Source organism: Vasconcelosia minhoensis LEGE 07310 (assembly GCF_015207255.1).
Taxonomy (GTDB): Bacteria; Cyanobacteriota; Cyanobacteriia; order Phormidesmidales; family Phormidesmidaceae; genus Vasconcelosia; species Vasconcelosia minhoensis.
In genome coordinates this window covers 1-24,339 of the sequence record NZ_JADEXG010000042.1, presented here as the reverse complement: position 1 = coordinate 24,339, position 24,339 = coordinate 1, and the positions used below count along the sequence as shown (strand labels likewise).

The window sequence follows — 24,339 nt, the reverse complement described above, 5'->3', positions numbered from 1 at the left end:
TTGAAATCGTCAGGGACTGTGACCCTTTACACAGTCCTTAATGCCGCCGCTAGCGCAGCTCATTGTTGAGGCTGGTTTCGAGGCGACGACTGCCGTAGGTCATGGCATAGCAAAAGACCCAGTAAATCGCCGCAATAAAGGCGTATCCTTCGGCATAGTCGCCTAAGTAAGAGGGGTTTGCCAGAATTGACTGAGTAATACCCAAAAGCTCCACCAGCCCAACAATTCCCAGCAGCGTCGTGTCCTGAAACAGGCTGATAAACTGCCCGACGATGGCTGGGATGGCTACCTTTAGCGCCTGCGGCAGGACGATTAGGCTCATGGTCAGCGGCGTATTTAGCCCCAGCGACTGGGCCGCCTCGGTCTGTCCGCGAGGAATGGACTGGAGGCCCGCCCGCACGTTTTCAGCCAGATAGGCAGAGCTAAAAATCGTCAGGCCGACGATCGCCCGGACAATCCGGTCGGGTCGGGTCCCTTCAGGCAAAAACAGCGGAATCATCACCTGGCCCATAAACAAAATCGAAATGAGCGGCACGCCGCGAATCAGCTCGATGTAGGCAATCGATAGGCCTCTGACAATGGGCAGCTGGCTGCGTCGCCCCAGCGCCATCAGCAATCCTACTGGAAAGCACAGGGCAATGCCCGTAATGGCTAGCAGCAGCGTTAGCATTAAGCCGCCCCATTTACTGGTTGAAGCCCTGTCTAAGCCGACTTCTACCCCAAGCAGCCAGGAACCGTACCAGAGCACCAGGTAGGTGGCGATAAACCCAACTAAGAACAGCAGAATTTTTTCGAACAGGCCCAGCTTTGGCAGCAGGCTAACCCGTGCAGCCAGCTGCCAGCCCGCGATCGCGCTCACCGCGATCATCCCCACAAAATAGAGCACGCTGGCCCGCACATCGCCGCCCGCTAGCAGATACAGCAGCACAAAGTAAGAGGCAAACCAGCCGATCGAAAGCTTCATCCCCAAGCCTGAAAACTTGCGACCGGCCTGCTGTCCCAGCCAGGCCATGGCCACCGTCAGGGCTTCGTAGGCAATCAGCCGGGGCGCATTGGGGCGAGTAATCGGCAGTAGCATAATTAGCAGCGCCGCCAGAGCCAGCCCCATCAGGACATTGCGGCTAAACAGAGAGCCCAGATTCCGACCCACGACGCCCCAGGTAAACCCGGCCAGGGCCACGACGATACCCAGCATCAGCCAGGCTCGCCAGTATAGATCTCTAGGGTAAAGCCCGGTCATAAACAGGCTGACGTTATTGGTCACGACGGCCCATTCTGCCCCCTGAAAAATCCACAGCACCAAACCCCGCAGCGCTAGCCCAATGATAATTACCAGCACAATCGTGAGGATGCTGTTAAAAATGTTGTTGAACAGATTTTTTCGCACCCAGGTGAGCGGGCTGGTCTGATTTTGTGGGGGTTTAGTGTCAGCTGGGCGAGAGCTAATCGTCGTCATGGCGGTCTAGCGCTCCTTGAACTGGACTAAGTTATTAAGCTGGTTCATATTCAGCGAAATCAGCAGGTTGATGACTAGGAAGGTACCCATCATTACTACAAACACCTCAATCGGTCGTCCGGTTTGGTTGAAGGTGGTCGTAGCGACGGAGTACAGGTCGGGGTAGCCCACCGCCAGAGCCAGGCTAGAGTTCTTAGCCAGGTTCATAAATTCGCTATTCAACGGCGGGATAATCACCCGTAGCGCCTGCGGAAAGACGACTAGCCGCATCGCTTTGCCAGAGTTTAATCCCAGCGCCCGAGCGGCCTCCCATTGACCCTTTGAAACCGACTGGATCCCAGCTCGGACAATCTCAGCAATAAAGGCACCGGTATAAAACACCAGCCCTGTAACCAGCGCCGAATACTCCAGCGTCAGCCGCAGCCCGCCGGTCACGCCGCCGCTCTCCAATACCTCGGGCGTCTTCCAGCCCAGCGCAAAGAGTAATATGGCCAGATCGACTACGGCCAAGATAACCAGCCCGATGGTTTGCTTTCGCCCCGTCTCGCCCTGTTCCACCAAAGCGTAATTTCGCCATTTGAACAGCAGCGCAATCGGGATAGCAGACAGCATCAGAACGACAATCCAGATACCCCGGGCGCTGGAGAACAGCGCCAGCACCGCCCCTTTAAAAAAAAGCTGATCCTCGGCTGAGTTGCTAAATAAGAGAAAATACTCAATTACCAAGATCAGTAGAATGACTGCCACATGGCCAATCCTGGCTGCCCAGCCGCCCAGGTCCGGCGGCAGGCTGCCGCTGCGCAGCGCGTTGAATGAGCGGAGCATCAGCCCCCCCACTAACAGGGCCAGGATCAGTAAAATGGCGCCGGTCCAGGTCTCAGCAGTAAAGGCAGGACTCGGCAGATAGACGCCGCGATTGCTCAACGTCACCCAGCTCAGGCCCTGCGTCGGCAGCACAATCTGATTGGCCGGCTGCGGCAGGCCAAAGAAAACCGCCAGATACCAAAATAAAAGCTGAAGCAGCAGGGGAATATTGCGCACCAACCCGACATAGATTCGGCTGATTTTGTAGAGCAGCCAGTTATCGGAAAAGCTAGCGACCCCGGCGGTGACGCCCACGACGGTTGCCAATACAATGCCGACAATCATGACTCGTAGCGAGTTCACGATGCCCGCCTGAATCGCTTTGCTATAGGCATCTTGAGCCCGATAGCTGAGCATGGTTTCGCCAATCGCAAAGCCGGCGGGGTTTTGCAGAAAGCTAAAGCCAAAGTCAATGCCGCTGCGGGCCATGTTGCGCTGGAGGTTGCTCGCCAAATAGCTAAAGGCGATCACCACCCCAATCACGACAATGACCTGAAAGGCGATTTGCCAAAAACGGGCATCCCGCAGCAGCGCCCGCCAGCCGGTGATGCGTTTACTGGACGTACGGGTCATGAAGTCTCCGTAAAAAGATTGAGGCTTACTTTAATCGAAAGGATTGGATAATATCGTGCGATTGGCTACAGCCTCAGCCAGTCGGAGCCCTACCAGGCTCACTATTTCACCATGACTCAACAAATCGGGCAGTGCCAAAAGGGAGATCGGGCTATCCCAACCCCCCTTATTCAGAACCTGGATCAGTCAGCCTGACCCCTGACTAACGGAACGGCGGGGAATACTGTAAGCCGCCCTCAGTCCAAAGCGTGTTTTGACCTCTGGGCAGGTCGAACTCGGTTTCTGGGCCGAGGTTGCGCTCGTAGATTTCGCCGTAGTTGCCGACATGCCTGATCGCCCGCTCCGCAAAGTCATTGGGTAACCCCATGTCAGAACCCAGCGTTCCCTCAGCGCCGACAAACCGGAGAATATTCGGGTCTTCGGTCGATTCTGCTTCTTGCTCGATATTTTCAGAGGTGAGACCAAGTTCTTCGGCTTGAAAGAGCGCGAAGGTAACCCATTTAACGGTGTCAAACCAGGCAGAGTCGTTGTTGGTGGTGACCGGGCCTAGCGGTTCTTTGGACATGGTGACATCCAGCAGAACATTCTCGTCTGGGTTGGTCAGCGTGGTGCGGCGAGCAATCAGCTGCGATTTATCAGAGGTCATCCCGTCGCAGCGGCCTTCGTCATAGGCGGCATAGGCCGCGTCCGCATCCTGGAATACCACAGGCTCAAAGTTGACTCCCCGCTGCCGCATCTGATCGGTCAGGTTGAGCTCGGTGGTGGTGCCGGTCTCGACGCAGGCCGACTTTCCTTCAAAGTCTTCCAGAGAAGTAATGCCGCTGCCCTCTTTCACCATCATCCCCTGACCGTCGTAAAAGGTCGTCGGCGCAAATTCCATCCCGACTGACGTATCGCGGCTAATGGTCCAGGTGGTGTTGCGGGCTAGCATATCGACCTCGCCCCCCTTGAGGGCTTCAAAGCGTTCGGTCGAGTCTAAGCGGCGGAACTCTAATGCATCTGGGTCGTCAAACAAAGCGGCAGCCACAGCTCTACAGGTATCGACGTCGAGCCCGGAGTATGCCCCGCTGTCGTCTACAAAGCTAAAGCCTGGAATGCCGCCGTCTACGCCGCAGACCAGCTCACCCCGGTCGAGCACCGTCTGCAAGCGGCCAGCACCGCCGGCTACTTCTTCACCGCCGCCTTCGGCTGTGTCACCACTGCCGGGGGCACCGCAGCTGGCCAAAGGGAGGGCTGCGATCGCAGCCGCCAGGGCCAAAAAACTCCATCTTTTCATATCACACCTTACGCGCTTTCTCGTAAAACTATTCAGCTCAACGTCTCCTAAAATCAGCCTGAGCTTGCTCAAACCGCTAGGAGTTTTCACTTTCTGATGCACTGAGGTTTAATTTCGTTCAACCGTAACATTTTGAGGTCTTTCTTAGACCAGATTAGAATAATATTTCGGTTTTGCGACGGTCGCAGCAGGCGTAGGCGCTGAAAAATGTCCCTGTAGCTTTGCTAAGAACAGCTATGAAAATTGAGCAAAATCGCGAATCAGCGGCAGCTTAGCGTGAATGTAGCGGCTGACGGCGGCGGATTGATTCCGGTCAAATAGCGGGTCTCCAGCTAGCTGATCGAGCAGCCACTGACACAGGCGGCTATCGTCTAACCCGAGTATGATCTGGTTCTGAGAAGCTTCAATCACTGACCAGAGCTTGCGCATCAGACTTGCATTCATAGGACAACCTCAGATTTCCTTCAGAATTGCTTTAGATTTTCTTTAGATTCAACTTAGCGCAGGTGTTTGCTACAGGAGGACGAGATTTACGTATCTTATTGCCTTTCTTATTTATTGATGCTTGGGTTGAAGCGATGCTTGGATTGATAGTTGACTCCATGGCAGCGCTGCGTTCGTTCCCGACCGTAAGAAACCCGCAGCGCTCTGATGCTGAGTTTGCAGGAATGCCAGCGCTCCAGAGTAGCGGCCAATCAGGGCTTGAAAGCGGCTATAGTCCAGGCTGTCACAGTCAAAACCGCCCAAGTCCAAGGGGGCTTTTACCGCCAGCAGTCCCAGCTGACCCAGACCATGAAAGGCTTCAGCTAGCAGATGGGTATCGGCATCCAGGGCGTTTGCCTGAGGGCCGACCTGGTACTCCAGGTAATTCGCTAAAGCTGGAAACTGGGCTGCAATTGACGGGCCAGGCGCACAGGTGTCAGAACGCTGCCGTACCATAGGTAAACTGTCGGAGAGAGTAGCCTTAACTTAGATGAATTTGCTCTTTCTCAGCAACGGCCATGGTGAAGACGCGATCGCGGTGCGCATTCTAAAACAGCTGCCCTGGGCTAAGCAAAACGAGCCGCTGTCGATTTCCGCTCTACCGCTATCCGGTGAAGGGACGGCCTATCAGCAAGCCGAGATTGAACTCATCGGCCCGGCCCAGGCCCTGCCCTCCGGTGGCTTCCTCTATCAGGACGGCCGACAGCTGCTGCGCGACCTGCGCGGTGGACTGATCGTCCTGGCGTGGCAGCAGTTTGTTGCGCTGCGCAACTGGGCCAAGACTGGCGGTGCGGTGATTGCCGTCGGTGACGTAGTGCCGCTGCTGCTGGCCTGGCTGAGCGGTCTGCCCTACGCCTTTGTAGGGACGGCCAAGTCGGAATACTGGCTGCGCGATGGGGCCGGTAAGCTACCTGCAGAAGGTGTCTGGTCACGATTTTCGGGCTGGTCGGGGTCGGTCTATCTGCCTTGGGAGCGCTGGCTGATGCGCCGTCCCCTTTGCCAGGCCGTTTTTGTCCGCGATGCGCTGACGGCGGATTGGCTACAGCAGCGGTCGATTCCAGCTATCTATGTGGGCAATCCGATGATGGACGGGCTAGGCCCGACCGCTGCTGAACCGCTGATACCCGAGTGGGACAATCCCTTTGCTGATCGGCCAATCGGCACTGAACCGCTGACCTTGCTGCTACTGCCCGGTTCCCGCGCGCCGGAAGCCTATCAAAACTGGGAACAAATTTTGGCGACGGTGCCGGGGCTGGTGCAGGCATTCCATCGGCGACCGCTGACGCTGCTGGCCGCGATCGCGCCAAGTCTAGCCTTAACGAAATTTCAAAACCCGCTATCGGGCTGGCAGCCGCTGGCGACGGAGCCCTATGCGATATTTCGCGATCGCAACGTCACCCTGGCGCTGATTCCCGATGCCTACGCGACCTGTCTCGAGCAGGCGGTAGCCGCGATCGCGATGGCCGGTACGGCGACGGAGCAATTTGTAGGGTTAGGCAAGCCGGCGCTGACGCTGCCCGGTCTCGGTCCGCAGTTTACCCACCGATTTGCCCAAGTTCAGGCCCGGATGCTGGGGCCAGCTGTCACCCTGGTGGAGCATCCCAGCAAAGTTGGAGCCGAGCTTAGAGCGCTCTTAGATGACCCCGACCGGCTGCGGCTGGCGGATGAAAGCGGAAGGCAGCGGATGGGGACTGCTGGGGGTAGCCAGCGAATTGCCCAGCAGCTGGCCGAGCAGTTTTCAAAACTGGTTTAGCCGCTCAATCTAGCCGCCAGCCAGCAGCTTCTGCACGGCCTGAATCATGTCTTCCGGCTGGAAAGGCTTGGGCACATAGGCATCGGCCCCCTGCTTCATCGCCCAATAGAGGTCGAATTCCTCATTTTTAGACGAGCAAATGACCACTGGCACGTCTTTGGTGGGGGCGTTGCCTTTGACCCAGCGGCAGAGCTCATAGCCGTTCATGTTGGGCATGACAATATCCACCACGACCAGGTCCGGCGGACTGGCCGAAATTTTGTCCTTGGCTTCAGCGCCATCTTTGGCAATTAGGACAGCGATGCCAACCTGACTCAGCAAGTCTGAGATCATTTCGCGAAAGGTTGAGCTGTCATCGACAACTAAGACTGTGCTCATAAGGGATTTGATCGCACTCGCAGTAGGATCCAGAAGCCGCTGCGTCAGGATCGCTCCGGGTTCGTAAAAGACTCTTTTTATATTGTGCCTAAACGGCAGGAAAAATCGACATAGCTATTATAAGTAATATTGGTTAGCGCTCATGGCTCGAAATAGGTTTTCTTAGACAGCGGCCTCAGTCAGCGGCTTCAGTCAGTGGCTTCGAGCTGGTTCAGGATGGCTTTGGGCTGGAGCTGATGCTTAAACCAGACGATCCGAGCCGGTGTGTTGGCCAGCTTTACCCCAGCTTTTTCTAGATTGAGTCGTTCTGAAATCGCCAGGATTAGGTTGTCGCAGTTAGACTGGCGTACCTGGGAAAACTTCTTGCGCAGGTATTCGGGCCGCCAATAGCCGACAATCTCCAGCAGGTAGGTGCGCCCGTCTGGATGCACCAGGCGAAAGTCGGGAATCATGACACTGCCCGGAATTGGAATTAGATCGACTTCTCGCTCTAGCCGCCAGTCGGTCTTGAGCTTACTCCAGCGTTCCACAAAGGCCGCTTCGATCATGCTGTCGTAGGGTTTGCCAGGCGGATAGTGGCTGACCAAACCGCAGCAATCAGTGAGGGTAAAGGTCTTGGGCCGGGTCTGCTGGGTATAGCTGTCGCGCCATTGGAGGGTGGCGGTCAAATTCCAGCGGGTGACGTGCAGAATTGCTGGGATCAGCTTGGCAATGTCAATGCCATACCGAGTGCTGGGCTTAAACAGGCTAGCTGGGCCGTCGATCGTCACGGTAAATCCCTGGTCGGCCTCACCTTCGATGTAGGTCATCAGGCGAAATAGCTTGAGGTAGCGAAACATCAGCTTGTATTCGCCCGGGTCGTTGCGATGAACGTTCAGCACGACATGGCTGGCTTTGTAAAACAGCCCCTGCACCTGGGAAAGGTTATAGCGATGCAGCAGGGCGTCGGGCTCTGGGGCCTCAAACGCCGTTAGCAGGCGGTTTTCTTTTAGATCGGCATAGAGACCTTGACGAATATGGCTGGGCTCTACGACGGTTTCCAGCTCCTGGCTGAGCTGGGCTGCTATCTGGGTCACGTGAACCGCTGCGGCTTTGGGGCTGGGAGCCCTTAGGGCGGCCAGGTCAAACAGGCGCGATCGCAGCGCCTGGGGTTCTAGGGGGCTGACTACCTCAAACGTGCTAAAGCTGTTCCGCAGCAGGTGGGCCAGACCTCGTTTCAGCCGGTAGTCGGTCCCTTCTCCCTCCAGCGCCTGAAGCTGCCGATCGAGACTGCCCTGGGTGTCCCCAACCGAAGTTTGGAATAGGGAAATCAGCGCTGCCGCGATCGCCCGATTGGCCTCATTCAGTACCAGCCGTTTAGGGATCAGCGAGTCGCCGCTGTAGCGTTGGATCAGTAGGTCGGAGGGGAGCGTAGGGGGTTAACCGTAAGGAGCAGCGGGATGGTCACGTCCCTACTGGCAGAATAATATAATTAAGAGATACAGCCCCGCGATCGCGACTTTGATTCAATCCGAAACCCTTGAGCTTTTAGAATGGCCCCGTCTGTGTCAGCACCTGGCTAGCTTTGCGGCAACTAAGTTGGGGATGGCAGCCGCCCGGCAGATCCGACTGCCGGAAACCCAAGCGGAGAGCGAGGCGCTGTTGGCTCAAACCCAAGAGACCTATCGGCTGGAGCAGTCAGGTGGGCTGAAGTTTGGCGGCGTCCGCGATATTGGCGCTGCCCTGGAGCAGGCCGGGCATTACGGCGTGCTGCCGGGTGCAGAGTTAGCCGCGATCGCGACCACCCTAGCGGGGGCCCGTCAGCTCCGTCGGTCCATCGACGAACAAGAAGATCTGCCTGTCCTCCAAGCCCTGGTTGCCAACCTGAGGACCTATCCCGAGCTAGAGCAGGAAATCAACCGCTGCATTGACGAACGCGGCCAGGTCGCCGACCGGGCCAGCCCTCAGCTCGCCAGCATTCGTCAGCAAACGAGAACCCTGCGCCAGCGGATTCAGGAACGGCTCCAGCGGATTCTCCAGCGCCAGGCCAATGCGGTGCAGGAATCGCTGATTACTCAGCGGGGGGATCGTTTCGTGATCCCAGTGAAAGCACCGCAGAAAGATGCGATTCCCGGCATCGTTCACGATACCTCGACCAGTGGCGCTACCCTCTACGTGGAACCGCGCAGCGTTGTTGATCTGGGCAATCAGCTGCGCCAGCAGCAGCGGCAGGAAGAGGTCGAAGCCGAGGCCATCCGTCGTCAGCTCAGCGCCCAGGTGGCCGAGGTGCAGCCTGACCTAGAGCAGCTGCTGGTGATTGTGACCACCCTGGACCTGGCTACCGCCCGGGCACGCTACTCAGCCTGGCTAGAGGCCAACCCGCCGCGATTTATTCACACCGATGAGTCTACTACCCTGCGCCAGCTGCGCCACCCGCTGCTAGTTTGGCAGCAGCGCCACGAGCAGGGCGAGGCCGTTGTGCCGATCGACCTGAAGATTCGCCCCGACCTGCGCGTAGTCGCAATTACAGGTCCCAACACCGGCGGTAAAACCGTCACCCTAAAGACCCTGGGGCTGGCCGTACTGATGGCCAAGGTCGGCCTATTCATTCCAGCTCGCGAGCCGGTGGAGCTACCCTGGTTCGCGCAGGTGCTGGCCGACATTGGGGATGAGCAGTCGATTGAGCAAAGCCTGTCTACCTTCTCGGGCCATATCCGGCGGATTGAGCGCATCCTGGACGCAATTGAGCAGCTTGAAGGCCTGGCCATAGAGCCAACAAAGGGGCCGGCCAATACCCTGGTGCTGCTAGATGAAGTCGGCGCGGGGACCGATCCCTCCGAGGGCAGTGCGCTGGCGATCGCGCTGCTTCAGCACCTAGCCGACCACAGCCGCCTCACCGTTGCGACTACCCACTTTGGCGAGCTGAAGGCGCTCAAATACCAGGATGATCGATTCGAGAATGCGTCGGTAGAATTTGATGATGTCAGCCTATCGCCCACCTATCGCCTGCTCTGGGGCATTCCGGGTCGCTCTAACGCGCTGGCGATTGCCCGGCGGCTGGGGCTAAATCCACAGATCCTGGACCAGGCCAAAGCGCAGCTGGGGGCTGGTAGGACCGAAGACGTCAATCAGGTGATTGCCGGGTTAGAAGCCCAGCGGCGGCGGCAGGAAGCCCGGGCTGAAGAAGCGGAGCAGCTGGTGGCCCAGGCCGAAGAATTCTATACCGAAGTGGAGCAGCGGGCTCAGCTGCTGCGAGATCGCGAGCAGAGCCTGAAGCAACAGCAGCAGCAGACGGTGCAGGCCGCGATCGCCGAAGCCAAGGCTGAAATTGCCCAGGTGATCCGCCAGCTTCAACAGGGCAAGACTACGGCCCAGGCCGCCCAGAATGCCACTGAATCAGTCAATCAGCTGGCCCAGAAACACCTACCCACCGGCACCCATCCAGCTAAAACCGGTCGCCGCAGCTACCGACCTGAACCCGGTGAACGGGTACGATTGCTGAGCTTGGGCAGCCAGATTGCAGAAGTCCTGAGCCCGCCTGACGAGGATGGTCGGCTGAGCGTACGCTTTGGCCTGATGAAAATGACCGTAGACTTGGCCGATGTCGAATCGCTCAGCGGTCAAAAGGCTGAGCCGCCACCCAAACCTGAGCCTGCCCCACCGCCCGTCTCCGTCCCAGCTGCTCCAGCTATCCGCACCGCTCAAAATACCTTGGACCTGCGCGGTCAGCGGGTGGTCGAAGCCGAAGGTGCGCTGGAAGATTTTATCGGCCGGGCCAGCGGCCCGATCTGGATTATCCACGGCCACGGCACCGGTAAGCTACGGCGCGGCGTGCAGGATTTTCTGGAACGCCATCCCCTGGTGCAGCGGTTCGAGGCCGCGGCGGCCAGCGACGGCGGATCTGGGGTCACTGTTGCCTACATTTAGCCCTGAAGCCCTGCGGTTTAATCCTTTCTTAGCGCAAAACCAGAGATTTTGCTGCAAAGATTAGGCAGTAACGTCTTAAAACAGTGCCTAACCGACCTAAAGAATCGGTCGCGGGTGCTAGCCTAGAGTGAATGCACTGCGGTGCGATGCAGCGAACCTATTGAGACTCATGAGTAAGATAGTCGTCGGCCTGTCAGGCGGCGTAGACAGTTCTGTCGCAGCAGCGGTGCTGCACAACCAGGGCCATGACGTGATTGGCCTGACGCTCTGGCTGATGAAGGGCAAGGGACAGTGCTGCTCTGAAGGGATGGTTGATGCGGCCCAGCTCTGCGCCGATCTGGGGCTGCGCTACGAAGTTGTCGATAGCCGCGAGCTGTTTGAGCAAAACATCGTGGACTATCTAGTCGCTGGCTATAGCCAGGGGGTGACGCCGCTGCCCTGCTCCCAGTGTAATCGGACGGTTAAGTTCGGTCCGATGCTCGACTATGCCCGGACTCACCTCGACACCGATCAGATTGCCACTGGTCACTATGCTCGCATCACCCGCGCTGATACGGGTCGCTACGAGCTACGGCGCGCCGTAGACCGGCAGAAAGATCAGTCCTATTTTCTCTACGACCTGACGCAGGAGCAGCTAGCCGCCAGCCGCTTTCCGCTGGGGGAGCAAACCAAAGCCGAAACCCGCCGGGTGGCGGCTGAGCTCGGGCTGCATACGGCTGAGAAACCTGAGAGTCAGGATCTTTGCCTGGTAGAGCAGCACGGTTCAATGCAGAAATTTTTAGACCGCTATCTCGCGCCTAAGCCGGGTGATATTGTAGATACGTCTGGGGTCGTTTTGGGACAGCATAGGGGGATTCACCACTACACTATCGGGCAGCGCAAAGGGTTGGGAATCGCCGCCCCGCAGCCGCTCTATGTAGTAGCCCTAGACGCGGCTCGAAATCGGGTCGTGGTTGGCGAGCGGACCAGCGGGCAGCAGTCGGAATGCGGAGTCCAGCGGGTGAATTGGGTATCCATCGCGCCGCCTCAAAGCCCAGTTCGAGTGCAGGTACAGATTCGCTATCGCTCTGCCGCGATCGCGGCTACCGTCATTCCCCTGTCTGTCGCCGATGCGCTAGCGCCTAGCGCTAGGCTGATCTTCGACGAGCCCCAGTTTGGGTTGACGCCCGGACAGGCTGCGGTTTGGTACGACGAGACCGATCGGCTGCTAGGGGGCGGACTGATTGAGCCTTTTCAGACGGCAGCGGCTGGGCTAGCTGAGGCGAGTTTGGTCCCAGCGCCCCAAACGGTGCCCCAGAATCCTAAAGCCCCAGAACCTTAAATTAGACGACGTCATCTAGGCTTTTGCCGATAGGATGCAGTGTTAGACATCAGTGAGGACGGTATTTTGAACGCAGCTCAGGATAGTATTCAGGCCCACGGCGGGACGTTAATCAATCGCATTGCCAGTCCTGAACAGAAGCAGGATTTTCTCGATAAGGCCGACCACCTACCCCGGGTCAGCCTTGACGCGCGCGCGGCTTCAGACCTGGTGATGATTGCCATCGGCGGCTTCAGCCCAATTTCAGGCTTTATGTCGCAGGCCGACTACGAGCCGGTAGTGACTGATATGCGCCTGGCGAGCGGTCTGCCCTGGGCCGTGCCGGTGACGCTGTCGGTGACGGCCGCGATCGCCGAGCCGCTAGAGCTGGGTTCGCTGGTGCGGCTAGACGACGATTCCGGTCGCTTCATCGGGGTGCTAGAGCTAACTGAGAAATATACCTATGACAAGGTCAAAGAGGCCGTTAACGTCTATCGCACTAGCGAAGACAAGCACCCCGGCGTCAGGGTGGTCTATGAGCAAGGTGAGATTAATCTGGCGGGACCGATATGGCTGCTAGAGCGCGACCCCCATCCGCTGTTTCCCAGCTATCAGGTCGATCCGAAGGATTCGCGGGCGATGTTTCGCGAGCGCGGGTGGAAGACAGTTGTGGGATTCCAAACCCGCAATCCGATCCACCGGGCTCACGAATATATCCAGAAATGTGCGCTAGAAACCGTCGATGGTCTATTTCTGCATCCGCTCGTGGGCGCGACTAAAAGTGATGACATTCCCGCCGACGTCCGGATGCGCTGCTATGAGATCATGATGGAACATTACTTTCCGCGCGATCGCGTGATCCTGGCGATCAATCCTTCGGCTATGCGCTACGCGGGTCCCCGCGAGGCTATCTTCCACGCCCTGATCCGCAAGAACTACGGCTGCACCCATTTCATTGTCGGCCGTGACCACGCTGGAGTAGGGGACTACTACGGTACCTACGACGCCCAGCACATCTTTGACGAGTTTGAGCCGGGCGAGCTAGGGATCGCGCCGATGAAGTTTGAGCATGCCTTTTACTGCACGCGCACCGGTACGATGGCGACGACCAAAACCAGCCCCAGCAGCCCTGAAGAGCGGCTGCATCTTTCTGGCACTAAGGTCCGAGCTATGCTGCGGCGGGGTGAGCTGCCGCCACCGGAATTTTCCCGCCCTGAGGTGGCGGCTGAGCTAGCCCGGGCCATGCAGGCGGCTCAATAGCATCCAACCGACAGCAACCCGAGATCCAGTGGCCTTAACCCGACGAGATTTTTTAAAGTCCAGTACCGTGCTTGCCGCCCTCGGTCTGAGTCAGTGGGGCGGCTGGCCCGACCGATACCAGCAGGCGCTGGCTCAGCCGACGCGGCGTAAGCTAGCGCTGCTGGTGGGCATCAATCAGTATCCCGACACGGTCATTGATATGGGCCGGGCCGCCCCGCTCAGAGGCTGCGTCACCGACGTTAGGCTACAGCAAGAGCTGCTGATCCATCGGTTTGGCTTTCAGCCAGCCGATATCGTTACCCTCACCGATGCTCAAGCAACGCGGCAGGCGATCTGTGAAGCTTTTGTCGAACATCTGTGCCAGCAGGCGCAGCCTGGAGATGTCGTCATATTCCACTTCAGCGGCTACGGCAGCCAGGTGCGACTGGCCAATCAGCAAAAGCTTAGCCGCAGCCTGGTGCCGGTCGATGGCCGCCTACCGACTGAAGCTCAGCCTCATCTAAACGATATTTCTGAAGCAACGCTGAAGCAGCTGTTAAAGCTGCTCAACACCCAGCAGGTGACCACTGTACTCGATGCTGGCTTCGTCGATGCTGAGGTTTCTTTAGTCGGGAGTCTGCGAGTGCGGGCGCGGCCAACTATGCCTACGGGGGAGCCAGCGCCAGCGCTATCGCTCCCCCCAGGCGTCGCTGTCCCGGATGTACCATCTCGTTTCCCAGGCATTCTACTACGGGCAGCCGTCCCTCAGGCGACGGTGATTGAGCGGCAGTGGGATGGTTTCGACGCCGGTGCTTTTACCTATGTGCTCAGCCAGTATCTCTGGTCGGCCGTACCGCCGGTAACGGTGCGCTGGACCGTAGAGCGGGCAAGCGAAACCCTCAATCGTTGGGGCGGCGGCGATCAGGTGCCCGACATTAGCGGTAGCCGCGATCGCGGCCCTGACCTGCCGATTTATCAGGCCGAGTTTGTCCCGGCCTCCCAAGCCGATGGCGTTGTCACCCAGGTCAACGGTGACGGTCGCGAGGTCAAGCTGTGGCTGGGCGGTCTGCCTGCGCCTGTCCTGAAATACTATGGCCCCCAGTCGGTCATGTCGCTGGTGACCGCAGCGACGGAGGGGGAACCGTCTGTCGAGGTGCGGCTGAAGCTGCGATCGCGCAGTGGCTTGGTTGGCCGGGCACAGCTGCTCGAAGGGGCCTCAGTCACCCCCTCGCCTGGTCAGCGGGTCTATGAAGCGGTCCGAGTCCTGCCGCGAGATATTGACTTGGTTGTGGCTCTAGACAACCAGCTCGAGCGGATTGAGCGCGTCGATGCTACCAGCGCCTTAGCTGCACTTTCGTTTGTCAGCTCTACCTCAGCGACGGAGCTGCCTGCCGACTGCCTACTAGGTAAGCTAGCTCCTCCGGCTGAATCGACGCTGACCGCTAGCCTCACCCCGGCCAAACCCTCTGCTCAATCCTCCGCCAGCTCTCGAAAGAGTACCCGCACAGCTCAGCAGTCCTCACCCCCGGCTGCGGAAGGCAAGCAGGGCTATGGGCTATTTTCACCGACGCGATCGCTGATCCCGGGCACGCTTGCCTCGCAGGATGAGGCGATCAAGTCCGCCGTCAACCGGCTGACGCCTAAGCTGCAAGCGCTGCTGGCGATCAAAATGCTGCGCCTCACCCAGAATCAGTCTTCCTCGCGGCTGGCCGTGCGAGTCAATCTGGAAATGATTTCGCCCCAAGAGAAGCTGCTGCTGCGGCGCGAAACCACGAGATCGCCCCAGCCGCTGCCCAAGAGCCGGTTGGCTAGCCTGATGAAGGGCGATGAAACGACCGTTGATATCCCCGTTGGCAGCCGGGTTCGCTATCGGCTGTTCAACTTTGGAGAGGTGCCGCTTTACTATGCGTTAATCACGCTCGATCCCCAGGAAAGACTCTCGGCCTTCTGTCCGCCCCCCAGCAGTCGCCCGATTGAGAACCCTGACACGGGCCTGCCAGATGCCCTGAGCGATGCTGGCATCCCGCCTGGTGAATCCATGCTGGTCCCCCAGCTCAATATTGACTGGGGCGTAGAGGCTCCCCGGGGGCCGGTGGAAACCTATGTTATTTGCAGTACGGTACCACTGCAGCAGAGTCTCAAGGCGCTGTTAAAGACAGCCGCTAGCAGCAGCAGCCAGCGGATCAGCCCGCTCAGCAATCCCCTAGACGTGGTGCAGGCGATCCTGGCCGATATTCACCAGGCTGCTGGGGATGCTGCGTCGGTAACCGATGCGTACGCTCTGGACGTCCGCACCTGGGCCACGCTCAGCTTTACCTATCAGGCAGTTTAAGCCCGGGTTGTTTAGAACCGGTGATTTATCACTAGAACCCTAGCCGCCCATGCCTGGGATCAGGCTGCTGCTGAGCCGTTTAATCACTTTGTTTGCGATGTCGGCATAGTGAATCTCACCGGCCAAAAGCTGCCCTAGCCGCTCGGTCGCCGTAGGTTTCTTGATCCCCACCCGATAGCCCATTTTGGGTACTCGGTAGAACACGCCCGCTATTCGCTGAGCCCACTGCATATCCGCCCCCCAGCTCTCCTGCATGATTTGGGTGTAGCCCGCCAGCGCTTCGGCGTCGCCTGCCAGGGCCTGATCTACCGCCTGGGCCGCTTTCATGCCGCTGAACATCGACGGTCGAATCCCCTCGGCGGTGAGCGGGTCAACTACGGCTGCTGCTTCACCCGCGACCACAGCCTGCTGGGTATGGAGCGGGCGATTGCCGTCCCAGAGCTTTAGCGCGGCGTTATAAACGGTACCTTGGGACAGGCTGACGTTGAAGTCGGCGGCATATTTATCCAAATGCGACTGAACGTCTTTGGACTTTAGGTCGCCGCCAAGAAAGCTGCATACGCCAATGGAGTAGCCCTGCTGCTTGGGAAAGTTCCATAGACAGCCATTTTTAACCAGCCCAAACTCAAAATTGATGGCGCAGTCTGCTTCGCTGAGCGGCTGCTCCGTCTTCGCTTCTAGCAGGCTGGCTGTCCGCAGCTTGCCGGGCTTAAATCCGAGCCATTCCGACATCGGTCCGGTTGCCCCATCGGCAGCAATCAGGTAGCGGGCCTGGTAGCTATCCGTGGCAGTATTGACCTGCCAAGCATCCCCTTGGAAACCAATACTGTTCACAGGTGTCCCGGCTTTGAGCGTAGCCCCCTGCTGCTGAGCCTGCTCGACTAGAAACTGGTCAAACACGTCGCGCTGCACCATCCAGATCGGCTCAGCCGTCTTGAGTTTGGCCTCGACCGGGTCACCCAGCTTCCAGGTGTAGCGGATGCGGCGCATTTTGCGATCGATGGCGGGCGTAAAATCAAAGTCAAACCAGTCGGCAATGCTGGGTGAAACTGCTCCGCTGCAGGGCTTGTAGCGCGGCAGATCGGCCTTTTCTAGCAGCAGTACCGAGCGCCCTGCCTTGGCCAGATGATAGGCAGCACTACTGCCGGCCGGGCCAGCGCCCACAATAATACAGTCGAACATAAACAATTAATTTGAGGATTGATTCTAAATCACCTTAAGCAGTTCAGAGCGAATCGCTAAGTCATGAACACTTTAGCAATTAATCATCTAAAACTCCGCACCGGATAAGGGAAAGCCTGTCCTAAAGCTTTCATCAAACCTTCACGTTGTCTGCCGCTCTTGGCTTTATATCCTGCCCCGGCTTAATTGGCTCGCTGCCAGAGTCGGATCACCTCGGTGAGTAACTGACGATTGGGCGGTTCGGCGACCTGGCCGGACGGACTTGCTTCAGCGCCAGGAATATCTTGGTTCCAAGGGCTGTCGGTAACAGCGGCGAGGTCAGTATCGGGACCAGTCGGACGGAAGCCAAATTGGACAAACACGGCCTGTTGCTCGGGTTCAATTAGAAAATCGACGAAGGCTTGTCCGGCTCGGGCTTCGGCCTTTGAGATATTGTGCTGGACGACCGCAGCGGTAGAGACGGTCTCAACGGTGGGATCGAGGTAATAGATCCGGTAGGGTGTGCCCTGGGTGGTCGTTGCCTGCTCCCAGCGGTGCAGAGCGATGCTTTCGTAGACGATGGCAATGTCAGCATCGTTCGGGCCGCGAGTGATAAATTCCTGTAGCAAAATGTCAGTGGAGCGGGGCGGCTGATAGACCGATTTTTTGACGGTGCTGAACAGAGATTCAACAGCGGGACTGTTAAGCGCTGACGGACTCAGCGGCTGTCCAGCCAGCTCCGACTGTGCCCAGAGCCCCAGCGCCAGCTGACCGCTGTTCGACCGGGTCGGGTCGGTGGTGACAAAATCAAAGCTGCCCCATTCGGCTTTGCCGCCCAAGTCGGCCCAGCTGCCTTTGGTCACGGCTTCCTCCAGACGGCTCCATTCAAACTGGCCGTTGGGAAACAGGGCTTGCCCCCGCTCTGGCCACGCGATCGCAACCAGCATCGTCCTGGCAATCGGCTGCGGGTCAGCGTAAAAGGGCGCATCGCTGTGCTGGGTATCCCAGCGGTTCTGGAGCTCATCTAAAAGCTGGCCGTTGGCCGGGATCAGCACCGTCGGCTGAAAGTCATTTCGCCCGTCAATAAAGTTGTTAACAATGTCCTGGGAGCCCTGAATTTCAATCTGTAAGGCAATGTCGGGATAGGCCTGCTCAAAGCGCTCTTCTAGCAGGGCTAGGGGCTCCTGGAGTTCTGAGCCGCTGACGACGGTGATGCTCTGCTGGCTGCCGGGCAGCGGAGCGTAGGTGAGACCGAGGGCGGCGGTGATGATGGCGAGGGAGGTGGCGGTTTTGGGGAGGGACATGGGGGTAGATAGGGTGATGGGTGATGGGTAGGGGCAGGTTTGAAACCTGCCCCTACCCACGCAGACGGTCAATTTAGATCAATCCATCATCGTCCGGCAGTTTAGAAACCGGAGGTGGGTTAGGTGGCCAGCGGATGTCCCAGAAGCTCCAGGCGACGATGCCGAGGAGGATGGCGAGCAGGCCGCTGCGGATCAGGGCGAAGACCTGGGGAGAGTGCTGAAAATTTAGGATGAGCGGTCCCTTCCCTTCGATGAAGGATTGGAGCTGTTCGCGGATGGCGGCGCGGGACAGGGGGCTGCGGAAGGGGTCGCTGGAAAAGCTGCGGCCTTCACCCCAGAGGGTAATCGTGTGGCTGAAGCGAACGCCGCCCCGGGGGGTGCGATCGCGCAGTTCCGACTCCACCTGCACATCTTTAAGGTCAAAGGATTGGCGCCCCCGGGTAACCAGACCAAACAGGTAGCTATCGGTCGATTCGCACTGGACGCTGCCGGGGATGAGCCGCTCGCAGGTCAGAGATTTGTAACCAGTGGTAAACAGCACGTAGCCCAGGAACAGGGCGACGCAGGCAATGGCGATAATGGGCAGGTGAAAGCGCGATTCTGAAGGGCTCATGGCTAGCTCTCGGCAATTAGGACATCCATGTTTTCCTGCATATTATTGAATTCATCGCTGAGGCTGCGCACCTCTTCGGCCGCAGTCGTCGTGGTGAGGTCGGCGGTGCGCAGCCGGTTTTGTAGCTGCTGGAGCACTCCCGCCGCATCCAAAATCAGCGTGGACAGGCTGATCACTTGGGCGGCGCGGGCGTCTTCTCCCTGCTTGGCGAGCTGGATGTTGCGCTGCAGGCTGGCGACGAGCTTACCCCACTGCTCCTGGGCGACGCCGGTGCTATGGCGCTGCTTTTGCTGGGCTTCGATCAGCTGCTTTTGCAGGTCTTCCACCGACAGCAGCGAATCTCGACCCGAGAGGCGACGGGCCAGCTGGTCAATTTTGGCGGGCAGCTGGCGGCTGCGATCGCAGGCATACTGCACCACGCCCAACAGCTCTAGCTCATGTACCTCGGTGAGCAGCTTCTGGGCCTCGCTTTGAAGCGCTGCCGCCTGCTGGGAAAGACCTTCAGCCTGCTGCTGAGTGCGCCGCAGCTCGCGCTCCAGCTGGGGATTGTCCAGCTCAAATTTTCCCGGCTGGCGGGTTTTGAGCACGCTGGCGACTCCTACCGTAACGACAGCCGCTGCGGGCACCATCACCAGGCTGGGCAGCCGTACCAGCCGCACGCCCGCAAATAGGACAATGCCGCCTGCGAGTACGGCCAGGGGATACTGAAGGGGATTCGCTATCTTCATAAGCTCAGGAAGAATGCGGGCATTGCCCACCTAGAACTCTAACTGCAAATCTGCCATCAGCCGCGCGATCGTCGCCGGGTCACCCTTGGCATAGTAGCCGCCGTTAAGCTGGGCGATCTGTTCCAGTACCGATGGGTTAAATTCTCCTTCTCGACCGTAGCCCACCGTGAAAAAGGCAATCCGCTCATCGGTAGAAAAACCGCTCTGCTGAAGCTCTTGCCCGAGCCGGTCAAGGCTGATTTGCGAGCCCGAATCGTCCCCATCCGTCAATACCAGCACCGCATTGATGGTGTCTGGCCGCCGATTCTGCCGCAGCCAGTCACGGGCATAGAGGGCCGAGTCATAGAGCCGGGTGCCGCCTTCGGCCCGGAGCGAATTGATAAACTGAATTCCCCGCTCCTGGCCCGCTGGTGTCCCGTCTACCTGTACCGGGGGGCGAATCTGCTCGTCAAAATCGATTAGCGCGATCTGATCCTTTGGCCCCAGCGTGCTGATGTAGTTTTGCAGCGTGCTCTGCACCGCAGGCAGCTTGTTGCCCTCCATCGATCCCGAAGAATCCACCACGATCACCACCAGGGAAGGTTTCTTGACCACGTCCTCCCAGGCGCCCAGCATCGCCTCCACCACCTCGGGCTGCGGTGGCCGGTAGGAGTCATAGCTGGCGTTGGGGTCTACCCCAAACTCGGGGCTAAACTTTGGTCCCAACATCCTGTAGGCTCAGCGTTTCGGGGCGCTTTCCTGAGACTGAGGCAAACTGCGCGACTAGAGTCTGTAGCCCCGAGTTGGAGCGGGTAGGGGCAGTATGTACATAGAAGAAGATATGAGTGTAGAAGCCGTTTGGTGCCTGTTTCGAATAGAGCCCGAAGATTTTGCAGAGATTCAGCAGGTCTTTGAAGACGCAGTAGCGCAATCGGAAAGCGTTGGCCATCGGCAAAAGTATCTCGAGAGGCGCGAAAGGCACGCCCACCTACTCAAGCAACGGCTTAGTGCATTTCCTTTCTATTGCCTAAAAGGGGATATTCTTCAGATTTTAGAGACTGCTGAGACGGCAGCCGATGGCGTAGGTACAGCAGAAACGCCAGAGCAGAGGCGTAAGAGCTAACAATCGTACCCGCTTTATAAACGTTAGACAGTCGTAATATCCTTCTCTTTCTCGGCCAGCGCCTTGTCCACTTTGTCGGTGTACTTATCGGTCAGCTTTTGAATCTGGTCTTGCAGATCCCGAGATTCGTCTTCGGAAATATCGCCGTCCTTTTCCTGCTTACGGACAAAGTCAATGCCGTCACGGCGCACGTTGCGCACCGAGACGCGACCTTCTTCGGCGTACTTGGCCGCAAGCTTGACAAACTCCTGGCGGCGCTCGTTGGTCAGCGGCGGAATGTTTAGCCGGATAACAGAGCCGTCGTTATTTGGGGTGAGACCCACATCGGAGAGGGAAATGGCCTTTTCAATGTTGGCCAGGCTGCTGGGGTCGTAGGGCTGAATCATCAGGGTGCTGGCGTCGGGCGTGCTGACGTTGGCGAGCGACTTGAGCGGCGTGGGGGTGCCGTAATATTCCACCGTAATCCGATCGAGCAGCGATGCGCTGGCGCGACCCGTGCGGATGGTGTTGAAAGAGCGAACAGTGGCCTCAACGGCCTTCTGCATCGCCGCTTCGACTTCGCTGATATCATCTAATTTCACAGGATTCTCCCACAATCGTACCTATCGATTCTCCCATCACGGCGCGGCGAATGTTTCCGCTGACGGATAGATTAAAGACCATAATCGGAATATTATTATCTTTGCACAGCGCGATCGCGGTTCCATCCATCACTTTAAGGTCTTCCGCTAGAACATGACTATAGGTGAGGCTGCGATAGAGCTTTGCATTGGGATTCGTGACCGGGTCGCTGTCGTAGACGCCGTCTACCTTAGTTGCCTTAAACAAGACCTCAGCATTGATTTCAGCGGCTCTGAGGGCAGCGGTCGTGTCGGTGGTAAAAAAGGGATTGCCCGAACCGCCACCGAAAATGACCACCCGGTTTTTTTCCAAATGGCGAATCGCCCGGCGGCGAATGTAGGGCTCGGCAATTTCCTGCATTGAAATGGCGGTCTGCATCCGGGTCGGTACCCCAATCCGCTCCAGCGCTTCCTGAAGCGTCATCGCGTTCATAATTGTAGCCAGCATGCCAATATAGTCGGCAGTCGCCCGATCCATGCCTGCCGCTGCGCCACGGATGCCGCGAAACAAGTTGCCCCCACCGACAACAATCGCCATCTCAATGCCCTGCTGCATCACGTCTGATATTTCCTGGGCAATGCCGTCTACCATAGCCGGATCAATACCGTAGGCCAGGTCGCCCATGAGCGCTTCCCCACTCAGCTTTAACAGTACCCGCTTATAGGTGTTACCCATGCAATATCCATATTGAGTAATTTAAGTATCAGTGTATCTGGGTTTCCCACCCAGTCATAATAGAGAAATGTCCAGCAGCATTATGGCAGAGGTCGGCCCGGTCTGCATTAGCAATCTGAAAGTAGCGCTCCTATGACCCCATCGTTGCTATTCCTCAGCTGTGCAGCGGTCTTAGCTTGGCTAGGGCTAGTGGGGATCGCTTCAGAGGTGGCCCGGCGGCTCGGTACCGATACGGAACTGACCCGCAAAATTGTCCATATCGGCGCGGGTCACGTGATTTTAATCGCCTGGTGGCTAGCGATCCCGGCGGCGATTGGGATTGTGGCTTCGGTGCTATTCAGTGGGATAGCGCTGCTGTCCTACCGGCTGCCAATCCTTCCCGGCGTCAATAGCGTCGGCCGTAAGAGCCTGGGAACGTTTTTCTACGCGGCCAGTATGGGCCTGCTGATGGCCTGGTTCTGGCCGCTGGGGCAGCCGCAGTATGCAGCGCTGGGCATTTTGATTATGACCTGGGGTGACGGCCTGGCCGCCTTAGTCGGGCAGCGCTACGGTCAGCATCTCTATCAAATCTGGGGCGAAAAAAAGAGCTGGGAAGGCAGCCTGACGATGGCTGCGGTCAGCTTTGCCGTCGGCGCTGCGGTGTTGTTCAATACCCAAGGCGCAAGCTGGCAGACCTGGGGCGTGGCGGTGGCAGTTGCGATCGCGGCCACCCTGCTAGAAGCGATTTCTAAACTCGGCATCGATAACCTCACCGTGCCGCTCGGCACCGCCGCCCTGGCCTTCTGGCTGAATCAGCTGCTGTAGGGGAGCTGCGCGACCCGACTATAGGGCCACATCGCCCGTCTCCCCCGTCCGAATCCGAATCGCCTGCTCGACCGGGGTGATAAAGATTTTGCCATCGCCGATAGTACCTGTTGCTGCCGTCTGGGTAATCGCCGCTAGGATCGGCTCTACCCGCTCATCCGAGACGACTAACACCATTCGGCTCTTAGATAAGAATTCGACCGTGTAGGAAATGCCGCGGTAGGTTCCGGTCTGTCCCTTTTGCCGACCAAACCCACGAACGTCTTCTAGCGTGATTCCAGTGACGCCGATATTGACCAGGGCTGTTTTTACCTCCTGGAGCTTTTCGGGGCGGATGATTGCCTCTATCCTTTTCAAACCTGTACTCCTTTTTTGTCCAGCAGCAGCTCCAGATGTATCACAAAACCGTATCACTGTTTACCGTTTTCATGATCTAGCGGTTTAGGTAGACACATCCCCTCCTCAGTCAGCAGACATCTCCTTCATCCGCTCAAGATGATGCCTCGCGACCTGCCCCTGGCTTCGGAGCTGGCCTAACAGGCCCTCGGCTAAGGCGAGCTGATTTGGCTGGCCGAGCTGTTCGAGCTGAGCCGCCGTCTGAGCTAAGGAAACCGCGCCAAGGTTAGCCGCTGCGCCTCGAATTGAATGGGCGACCTGCTCAACGGTGTGAGTCTCCTGGTGCGCGATCGCGTTTACTAGCTGCGCTAGACCCTGGTCCATATCGTCTAAAAAAATCTGGAGCAGCTCTACCTCAAAAGCCGTATCGCCATCGGCAAGCTGATGCAGCCGTTCCCAGTCAAAGTCAGGTTGAATCGCCTTCGTCGCATTCAGCATAGAATTTTCGTCAATACAGCCCGGCTAACGGTACCGATAGAATAGCATTTTGCCTTTTTGGAAGCCTATACTTAACCCAAACGACATGCTGAGTCAGCCTTACCCCGTTGATGTCAGCTGGCAGCTATTTTAGCGTTACCCATCACCGGTAAGCCAGGCCAATATCGCGGCTAGCATCCCCCACCAAACCCATCGCGGCGGCTGGAGCCAGCCTAAAATGAGGTCGGGCAGCGCGTCAAAAAAGTTGGAAAGCCCCAGCCCTAGGAAGAGAACAGCGACTAAGATAAGATAGCTCATCGGTCAAAACTCCGCTGAAAGTCGGTTACACAGCATACGGGTGCTAACTTCGATAACGGGTAGAATAGGGCACCTGTTTAGCAGATTTTTTTATTCTGACCCATGTCAGCACCGCGGACACCCTCACCTGAGCCCGACCATTTTTACTACTTTGCCTACGGTTCCTGCATGTGCCCGGTGGATCTGAAGCGCTCCCTGGGCGAGAGTACCCATGACTACGTCGTTGGACCGGCCACCCTGGAAGGCTATCGGTTGGGGTTCTACCGCCAGTCGCGGCGGCGGGAATGCGGCGCGCTGGATCTCGTGCGCGATCCGACCGCGTCAGTGCAGGGGGTCCTCTACCGGCTGCCCAACCGGCTCAGCCCGCAGCTCGACCAGCGAGAAGAAGGTTATCTGCGAGAAATCGTCACGGTTGAATGTGGCGATCGCGTCTACGAAAAGACCCGCACCTACGTCGTTGCCGACAAGCTAAGCACCGAACTTCCTCCCAGCGATGGTTATTCTCAGGTGGTACTGCGCGGTGCCCAAACCTGCGGCCTACCCGAACCCTACTATTGGCAGCTGTTCTACCACATGCTCAACCTCCAGCAGCAGCAGTCCCCAAGCAACCGCTAGCCCGCTCCCCCACTCGATCACCCCC

At 58.0% G+C, this 24,339-nt stretch carries 24 protein-coding genes and 1 pseudogene; 8 read left to right on the top strand and 17 right to left on the bottom strand.

Annotated features, from left to right (window positions below; genetic code table 11):
• Window positions 1–49: 49 nt before the first annotated feature.
• From IQ241_RS16515 to IQ241_RS16495, 5 genes are all read right to left on the bottom strand, one after another.
• Window positions 50–1,456 (bottom strand): amino acid ABC transporter permease, encoded by a 1,407-nt coding sequence (locus IQ241_RS16515; protein WP_228021786.1) that lies wholly within the window; start codon window positions 1,454–1,456, stop codon window positions 50–52.
• A 6-nt stretch (window positions 1,457–1,462) separates the two neighbouring features.
• Window positions 1,463–2,893: an amino acid ABC transporter permease gene (locus IQ241_RS16510; protein ID WP_193909162.1), complete on the bottom strand. Its 1,431-nt coding sequence runs from the start codon at window positions 2,891–2,893 to the stop codon at window positions 1,463–1,465.
• Between the two features lie 202 nt (window positions 2,894–3,095).
• Entirely contained in the window at window positions 3,096–4,169 is a 1,074-nt protein-coding gene (locus IQ241_RS16505; RefSeq protein ID WP_193909160.1) for an amino acid ABC transporter substrate-binding protein, read from the bottom strand.
• 234 nt (window positions 4,170–4,403) lie between these two features.
• Window positions 4,404–4,613, bottom strand: a complete 210-nt coding sequence (locus IQ241_RS16500; protein WP_193909158.1) for a hypothetical protein — start codon at window positions 4,611–4,613, stop codon at window positions 4,404–4,406.
• A gap of 111 nt (window positions 4,614–4,724) precedes the next feature.
• Window positions 4,725–5,108 (bottom strand): acyl-CoA dehydrogenase family protein, encoded by a 384-nt coding sequence (locus IQ241_RS16495; protein ID WP_193909156.1) that lies wholly within the window; start codon window positions 5,106–5,108, stop codon window positions 4,725–4,727.
• A 34-nt stretch (window positions 5,109–5,142) separates the two neighbouring features.
• Between IQ241_RS16495 and IQ241_RS16490 the strand changes: the two genes are divergently transcribed.
• Window positions 5,143–6,405 (top strand): lipid-A-disaccharide synthase-related protein, encoded by a 1,263-nt coding sequence (locus IQ241_RS16490; RefSeq protein ID WP_193909154.1) that lies wholly within the window; start codon window positions 5,143–5,145, stop codon window positions 6,403–6,405.
• 9 nt (window positions 6,406–6,414) lie between these two features.
• Here the strand turns inward: IQ241_RS16490 and IQ241_RS16485 are convergent, their stop codons facing one another.
• Window positions 6,415–6,783 (bottom strand): response regulator, encoded by a 369-nt coding sequence (locus IQ241_RS16485; protein WP_193909152.1) that lies wholly within the window; start codon window positions 6,781–6,783, stop codon window positions 6,415–6,417.
• A 188-nt stretch (window positions 6,784–6,971) separates the two neighbouring features.
• Window positions 6,972–8,150, bottom strand: coding sequence for a DUF790 family protein (locus IQ241_RS16480; RefSeq protein WP_265579905.1), 1,179 nt, complete (start codon window positions 8,148–8,150; stop codon window positions 6,972–6,974).
• Between the two features lie 133 nt (window positions 8,151–8,283).
• Here IQ241_RS16480 and IQ241_RS16475 point away from each other — a divergent pair, with 133 nt between their 5' ends.
• The 4 genes from IQ241_RS16475 (at window position 8,284) to IQ241_RS16460 (ending at window position 15,560) form a co-directional block, all read left to right on the top strand.
• The gene (locus IQ241_RS16475) at window positions 8,284–10,689 is read left to right on the top strand and encodes an endonuclease MutS2 (RefSeq protein WP_193909150.1); all 2,406 of its coding nucleotides are present in this window, start codon (window positions 8,284–8,286) and stop codon (window positions 10,687–10,689) included.
• Between the two features lie 169 nt (window positions 10,690–10,858).
• Window positions 10,859–12,010, top strand: coding sequence for a tRNA 2-thiouridine(34) synthase MnmA (mnmA, locus tag IQ241_RS16470; RefSeq protein ID WP_193909148.1), 1,152 nt, complete (start codon window positions 10,859–10,861; stop codon window positions 12,008–12,010).
• Between the two features lie 39 nt (window positions 12,011–12,049).
• On the top strand, window positions 12,050–13,249 hold the full coding sequence (gene sat, locus IQ241_RS16465) for a sulfate adenylyltransferase (RefSeq protein ID WP_322743682.1): 1,200 nt from the start codon (window positions 12,050–12,052) through the stop codon (window positions 13,247–13,249).
• Window positions 13,250–13,316: 67 nt separating this feature from the next.
• On the top strand, window positions 13,317–15,560 hold the full coding sequence (locus IQ241_RS16460) for a caspase family protein (RefSeq protein WP_193909146.1): 2,244 nt from the start codon (window positions 13,317–13,319) through the stop codon (window positions 15,558–15,560).
• A gap of 39 nt (window positions 15,561–15,599) precedes the next feature.
• Here the strand turns inward: IQ241_RS16460 and IQ241_RS16455 are convergent, their stop codons facing one another.
• The 5 genes and pseudogenes from IQ241_RS16455 to IQ241_RS16435 all read right to left on the bottom strand — a co-directional run.
• Window positions 15,600–16,742, bottom strand: coding sequence for a geranylgeranyl reductase family protein (locus tag IQ241_RS16455; RefSeq protein ID WP_193909144.1), 1,143 nt, complete (start codon window positions 16,740–16,742; stop codon window positions 15,600–15,602).
• A 182-nt stretch (window positions 16,743–16,924) separates the two neighbouring features.
• Entirely contained in the window at window positions 16,925–18,025 is a 1,101-nt protein-coding gene (locus IQ241_RS16450) for a substrate-binding domain-containing protein (protein ID WP_193909142.1), read from the bottom strand.
• A 73-nt stretch (window positions 18,026–18,098) separates the two neighbouring features.
• Window positions 18,099–18,638 carry a hypothetical protein gene (locus IQ241_RS16445; RefSeq protein ID WP_193909140.1) on the bottom strand — a complete coding sequence of 180 codons (540 nt, stop codon included), beginning with the start codon at window positions 18,636–18,638 and terminating at the stop codon, window positions 18,099–18,101.
• A gap of 2 nt (window positions 18,639–18,640) precedes the next feature.
• Complete coding sequence (locus IQ241_RS16440; RefSeq protein WP_193909138.1) at window positions 18,641–19,366, bottom strand: hypothetical protein; 726 nt, start codon at window positions 19,364–19,366, stop codon at window positions 18,641–18,643.
• A gap of 30 nt (window positions 19,367–19,396) precedes the next feature.
• Window positions 19,397–20,071 (bottom strand): annotated as a pseudogene (locus IQ241_RS16435) (vWA domain-containing protein); the annotation flags it as partial.
• 115 nt (window positions 20,072–20,186) lie between these two features.
• Between IQ241_RS16435 and IQ241_RS16430 the strand changes: the two are divergent.
• Window positions 20,187–20,468, top strand: coding sequence for a hypothetical protein (locus tag IQ241_RS16430; protein WP_193909224.1), 282 nt, complete (start codon window positions 20,187–20,189; stop codon window positions 20,466–20,468).
• Between the two features lie 23 nt (window positions 20,469–20,491).
• Here IQ241_RS16430 and frr read toward each other — a convergent pair whose 3' ends face one another.
• Both frr and pyrH read right to left on the bottom strand, forming a co-directional pair.
• Window positions 20,492–21,013 carry a ribosome recycling factor gene (frr, locus tag IQ241_RS16425; protein ID WP_228021788.1) on the bottom strand — a complete coding sequence of 174 codons (522 nt, stop codon included), beginning with the start codon at window positions 21,011–21,013 and terminating at the stop codon, window positions 20,492–20,494.
• Between the two features lie 22 nt (window positions 21,014–21,035).
• Window positions 21,036–21,764, bottom strand: a complete 729-nt coding sequence (pyrH, locus tag IQ241_RS16420) for a UMP kinase (protein WP_193909134.1) — start codon at window positions 21,762–21,764, stop codon at window positions 21,036–21,038.
• Window positions 21,765–21,896: 132 nt separating this feature from the next.
• Between pyrH and IQ241_RS16415 the strand changes: the two genes are divergently transcribed.
• Window positions 21,897–22,568 carry a diacylglycerol/polyprenol kinase family protein gene (locus tag IQ241_RS16415; protein WP_193909132.1) on the top strand — a complete coding sequence of 224 codons (672 nt, stop codon included), beginning with the start codon at window positions 21,897–21,899 and terminating at the stop codon, window positions 22,566–22,568.
• Window positions 22,569–22,586: 18 nt separating this feature from the next.
• Here the strand turns inward: IQ241_RS16415 and IQ241_RS16410 are convergent, their stop codons facing one another.
• From IQ241_RS16410 to IQ241_RS16400, 3 genes are all read right to left on the bottom strand, one after another.
• Entirely contained in the window at window positions 22,587–22,925 is a 339-nt protein-coding gene (locus IQ241_RS16410) for a P-II family nitrogen regulator (protein ID WP_193909130.1), read from the bottom strand.
• A gap of 105 nt (window positions 22,926–23,030) precedes the next feature.
• Window positions 23,031–23,402, bottom strand: coding sequence for an Hpt domain-containing protein (locus IQ241_RS16405; RefSeq protein WP_193909128.1), 372 nt, complete (start codon window positions 23,400–23,402; stop codon window positions 23,031–23,033).
• 135 nt (window positions 23,403–23,537) lie between these two features.
• Window positions 23,538–23,699 carry a hypothetical protein gene (locus tag IQ241_RS16400; protein ID WP_193909126.1) on the bottom strand — a complete coding sequence of 54 codons (162 nt, stop codon included), beginning with the start codon at window positions 23,697–23,699 and terminating at the stop codon, window positions 23,538–23,540.
• Between the two features lie 102 nt (window positions 23,700–23,801).
• On the opposite strand from IQ241_RS16400, the gene IQ241_RS16395 reads away from it, so the two are divergent.
• Window positions 23,802–24,314 (top strand): gamma-glutamylcyclotransferase family protein, encoded by a 513-nt coding sequence (locus tag IQ241_RS16395; RefSeq protein ID WP_193909124.1) that lies wholly within the window; start codon window positions 23,802–23,804, stop codon window positions 24,312–24,314.
• Window positions 24,315–24,339: the final 25 nt, after the last annotated feature.

Excerpts from the sequence above, each read along its gene's own strand:
- IQ241_RS16440 (WP_193909138.1), bottom strand. The coding sequence starts at position 19,366 with ATGAAGATAGCGAATCCCCTTCAGTATCCCCTGGCCGTACTCGCAGGC.
- IQ241_RS16395 (WP_193909124.1), top strand. The coding sequence starts at position 23,802 with ATGTCAGCACCGCGGACACCCTCACCTGAGCCCGACCATTTTTACTAC.
- IQ241_RS16445 (WP_193909140.1), bottom strand. The coding sequence starts at position 18,638 with ATGAGCCCTTCAGAATCGCGCTTTCACCTGCCCATTATCGCCATTGCC.
- pyrH (WP_193909134.1), bottom strand. The coding sequence starts at position 21,764 with ATGGGTAACACCTATAAGCGGGTACTGTTAAAGCTGAGTGGGGAAGCG.
- IQ241_RS16430 (WP_193909224.1), top strand. The coding sequence starts at position 20,187 with ATGAGTGTAGAAGCCGTTTGGTGCCTGTTTCGAATAGAGCCCGAAGAT.
- IQ241_RS16490 (WP_193909154.1), top strand. The coding sequence starts at position 5,143 with ATGAATTTGCTCTTTCTCAGCAACGGCCATGGTGAAGACGCGATCGCG.
- IQ241_RS16400 (WP_193909126.1), bottom strand. The coding sequence starts at position 23,699 with ATGAGCTATCTTATCTTAGTCGCTGTTCTCTTCCTAGGGCTGGGGCTT.
- IQ241_RS16415 (WP_193909132.1), top strand. The coding sequence starts at position 21,897 with ATGACCCCATCGTTGCTATTCCTCAGCTGTGCAGCGGTCTTAGCTTGG.
- IQ241_RS16515 (WP_228021786.1), bottom strand. The coding sequence starts at position 1,456 with ATGACGACGATTAGCTCTCGCCCAGCTGACACTAAACCCCCACAAAAT.
- mnmA (WP_193909148.1), top strand. The coding sequence starts at position 10,859 with ATGAGTAAGATAGTCGTCGGCCTGTCAGGCGGCGTAGACAGTTCTGTC.
- IQ241_RS16505 (WP_193909160.1), bottom strand. The coding sequence starts at position 4,169 with ATGAAAAGATGGAGTTTTTTGGCCCTGGCGGCTGCGATCGCAGCCCTC.
- IQ241_RS16510 (WP_193909162.1), bottom strand. The coding sequence starts at position 2,893 with ATGACCCGTACGTCCAGTAAACGCATCACCGGCTGGCGGGCGCTGCTG.
- IQ241_RS16450 (WP_193909142.1), bottom strand. The coding sequence starts at position 18,025 with ATGTCCCTCCCCAAAACCGCCACCTCCCTCGCCATCATCACCGCCGCC.
- IQ241_RS16405 (WP_193909128.1), bottom strand. The coding sequence starts at position 23,402 with ATGCTGAATGCGACGAAGGCGATTCAACCTGACTTTGACTGGGAACGG.
- IQ241_RS16455 (WP_193909144.1), bottom strand. The coding sequence starts at position 16,742 with ATGTTCGACTGTATTATTGTGGGCGCTGGCCCGGCCGGCAGTAGTGCT.
- frr (WP_228021788.1), bottom strand. The coding sequence starts at position 21,013 with ATGCAGAAGGCCGTTGAGGCCACTGTTCGCTCTTTCAACACCATCCGC.
- IQ241_RS16500 (WP_193909158.1), bottom strand. The coding sequence starts at position 4,613 with ATGAATGCAAGTCTGATGCGCAAGCTCTGGTCAGTGATTGAAGCTTCT.
- IQ241_RS16485 (WP_193909152.1), bottom strand. The coding sequence starts at position 6,783 with ATGAGCACAGTCTTAGTTGTCGATGACAGCTCAACCTTTCGCGAAATG.
- IQ241_RS16495 (WP_193909156.1), bottom strand. The coding sequence starts at position 5,108 with ATGGTACGGCAGCGTTCTGACACCTGTGCGCCTGGCCCGTCAATTGCA.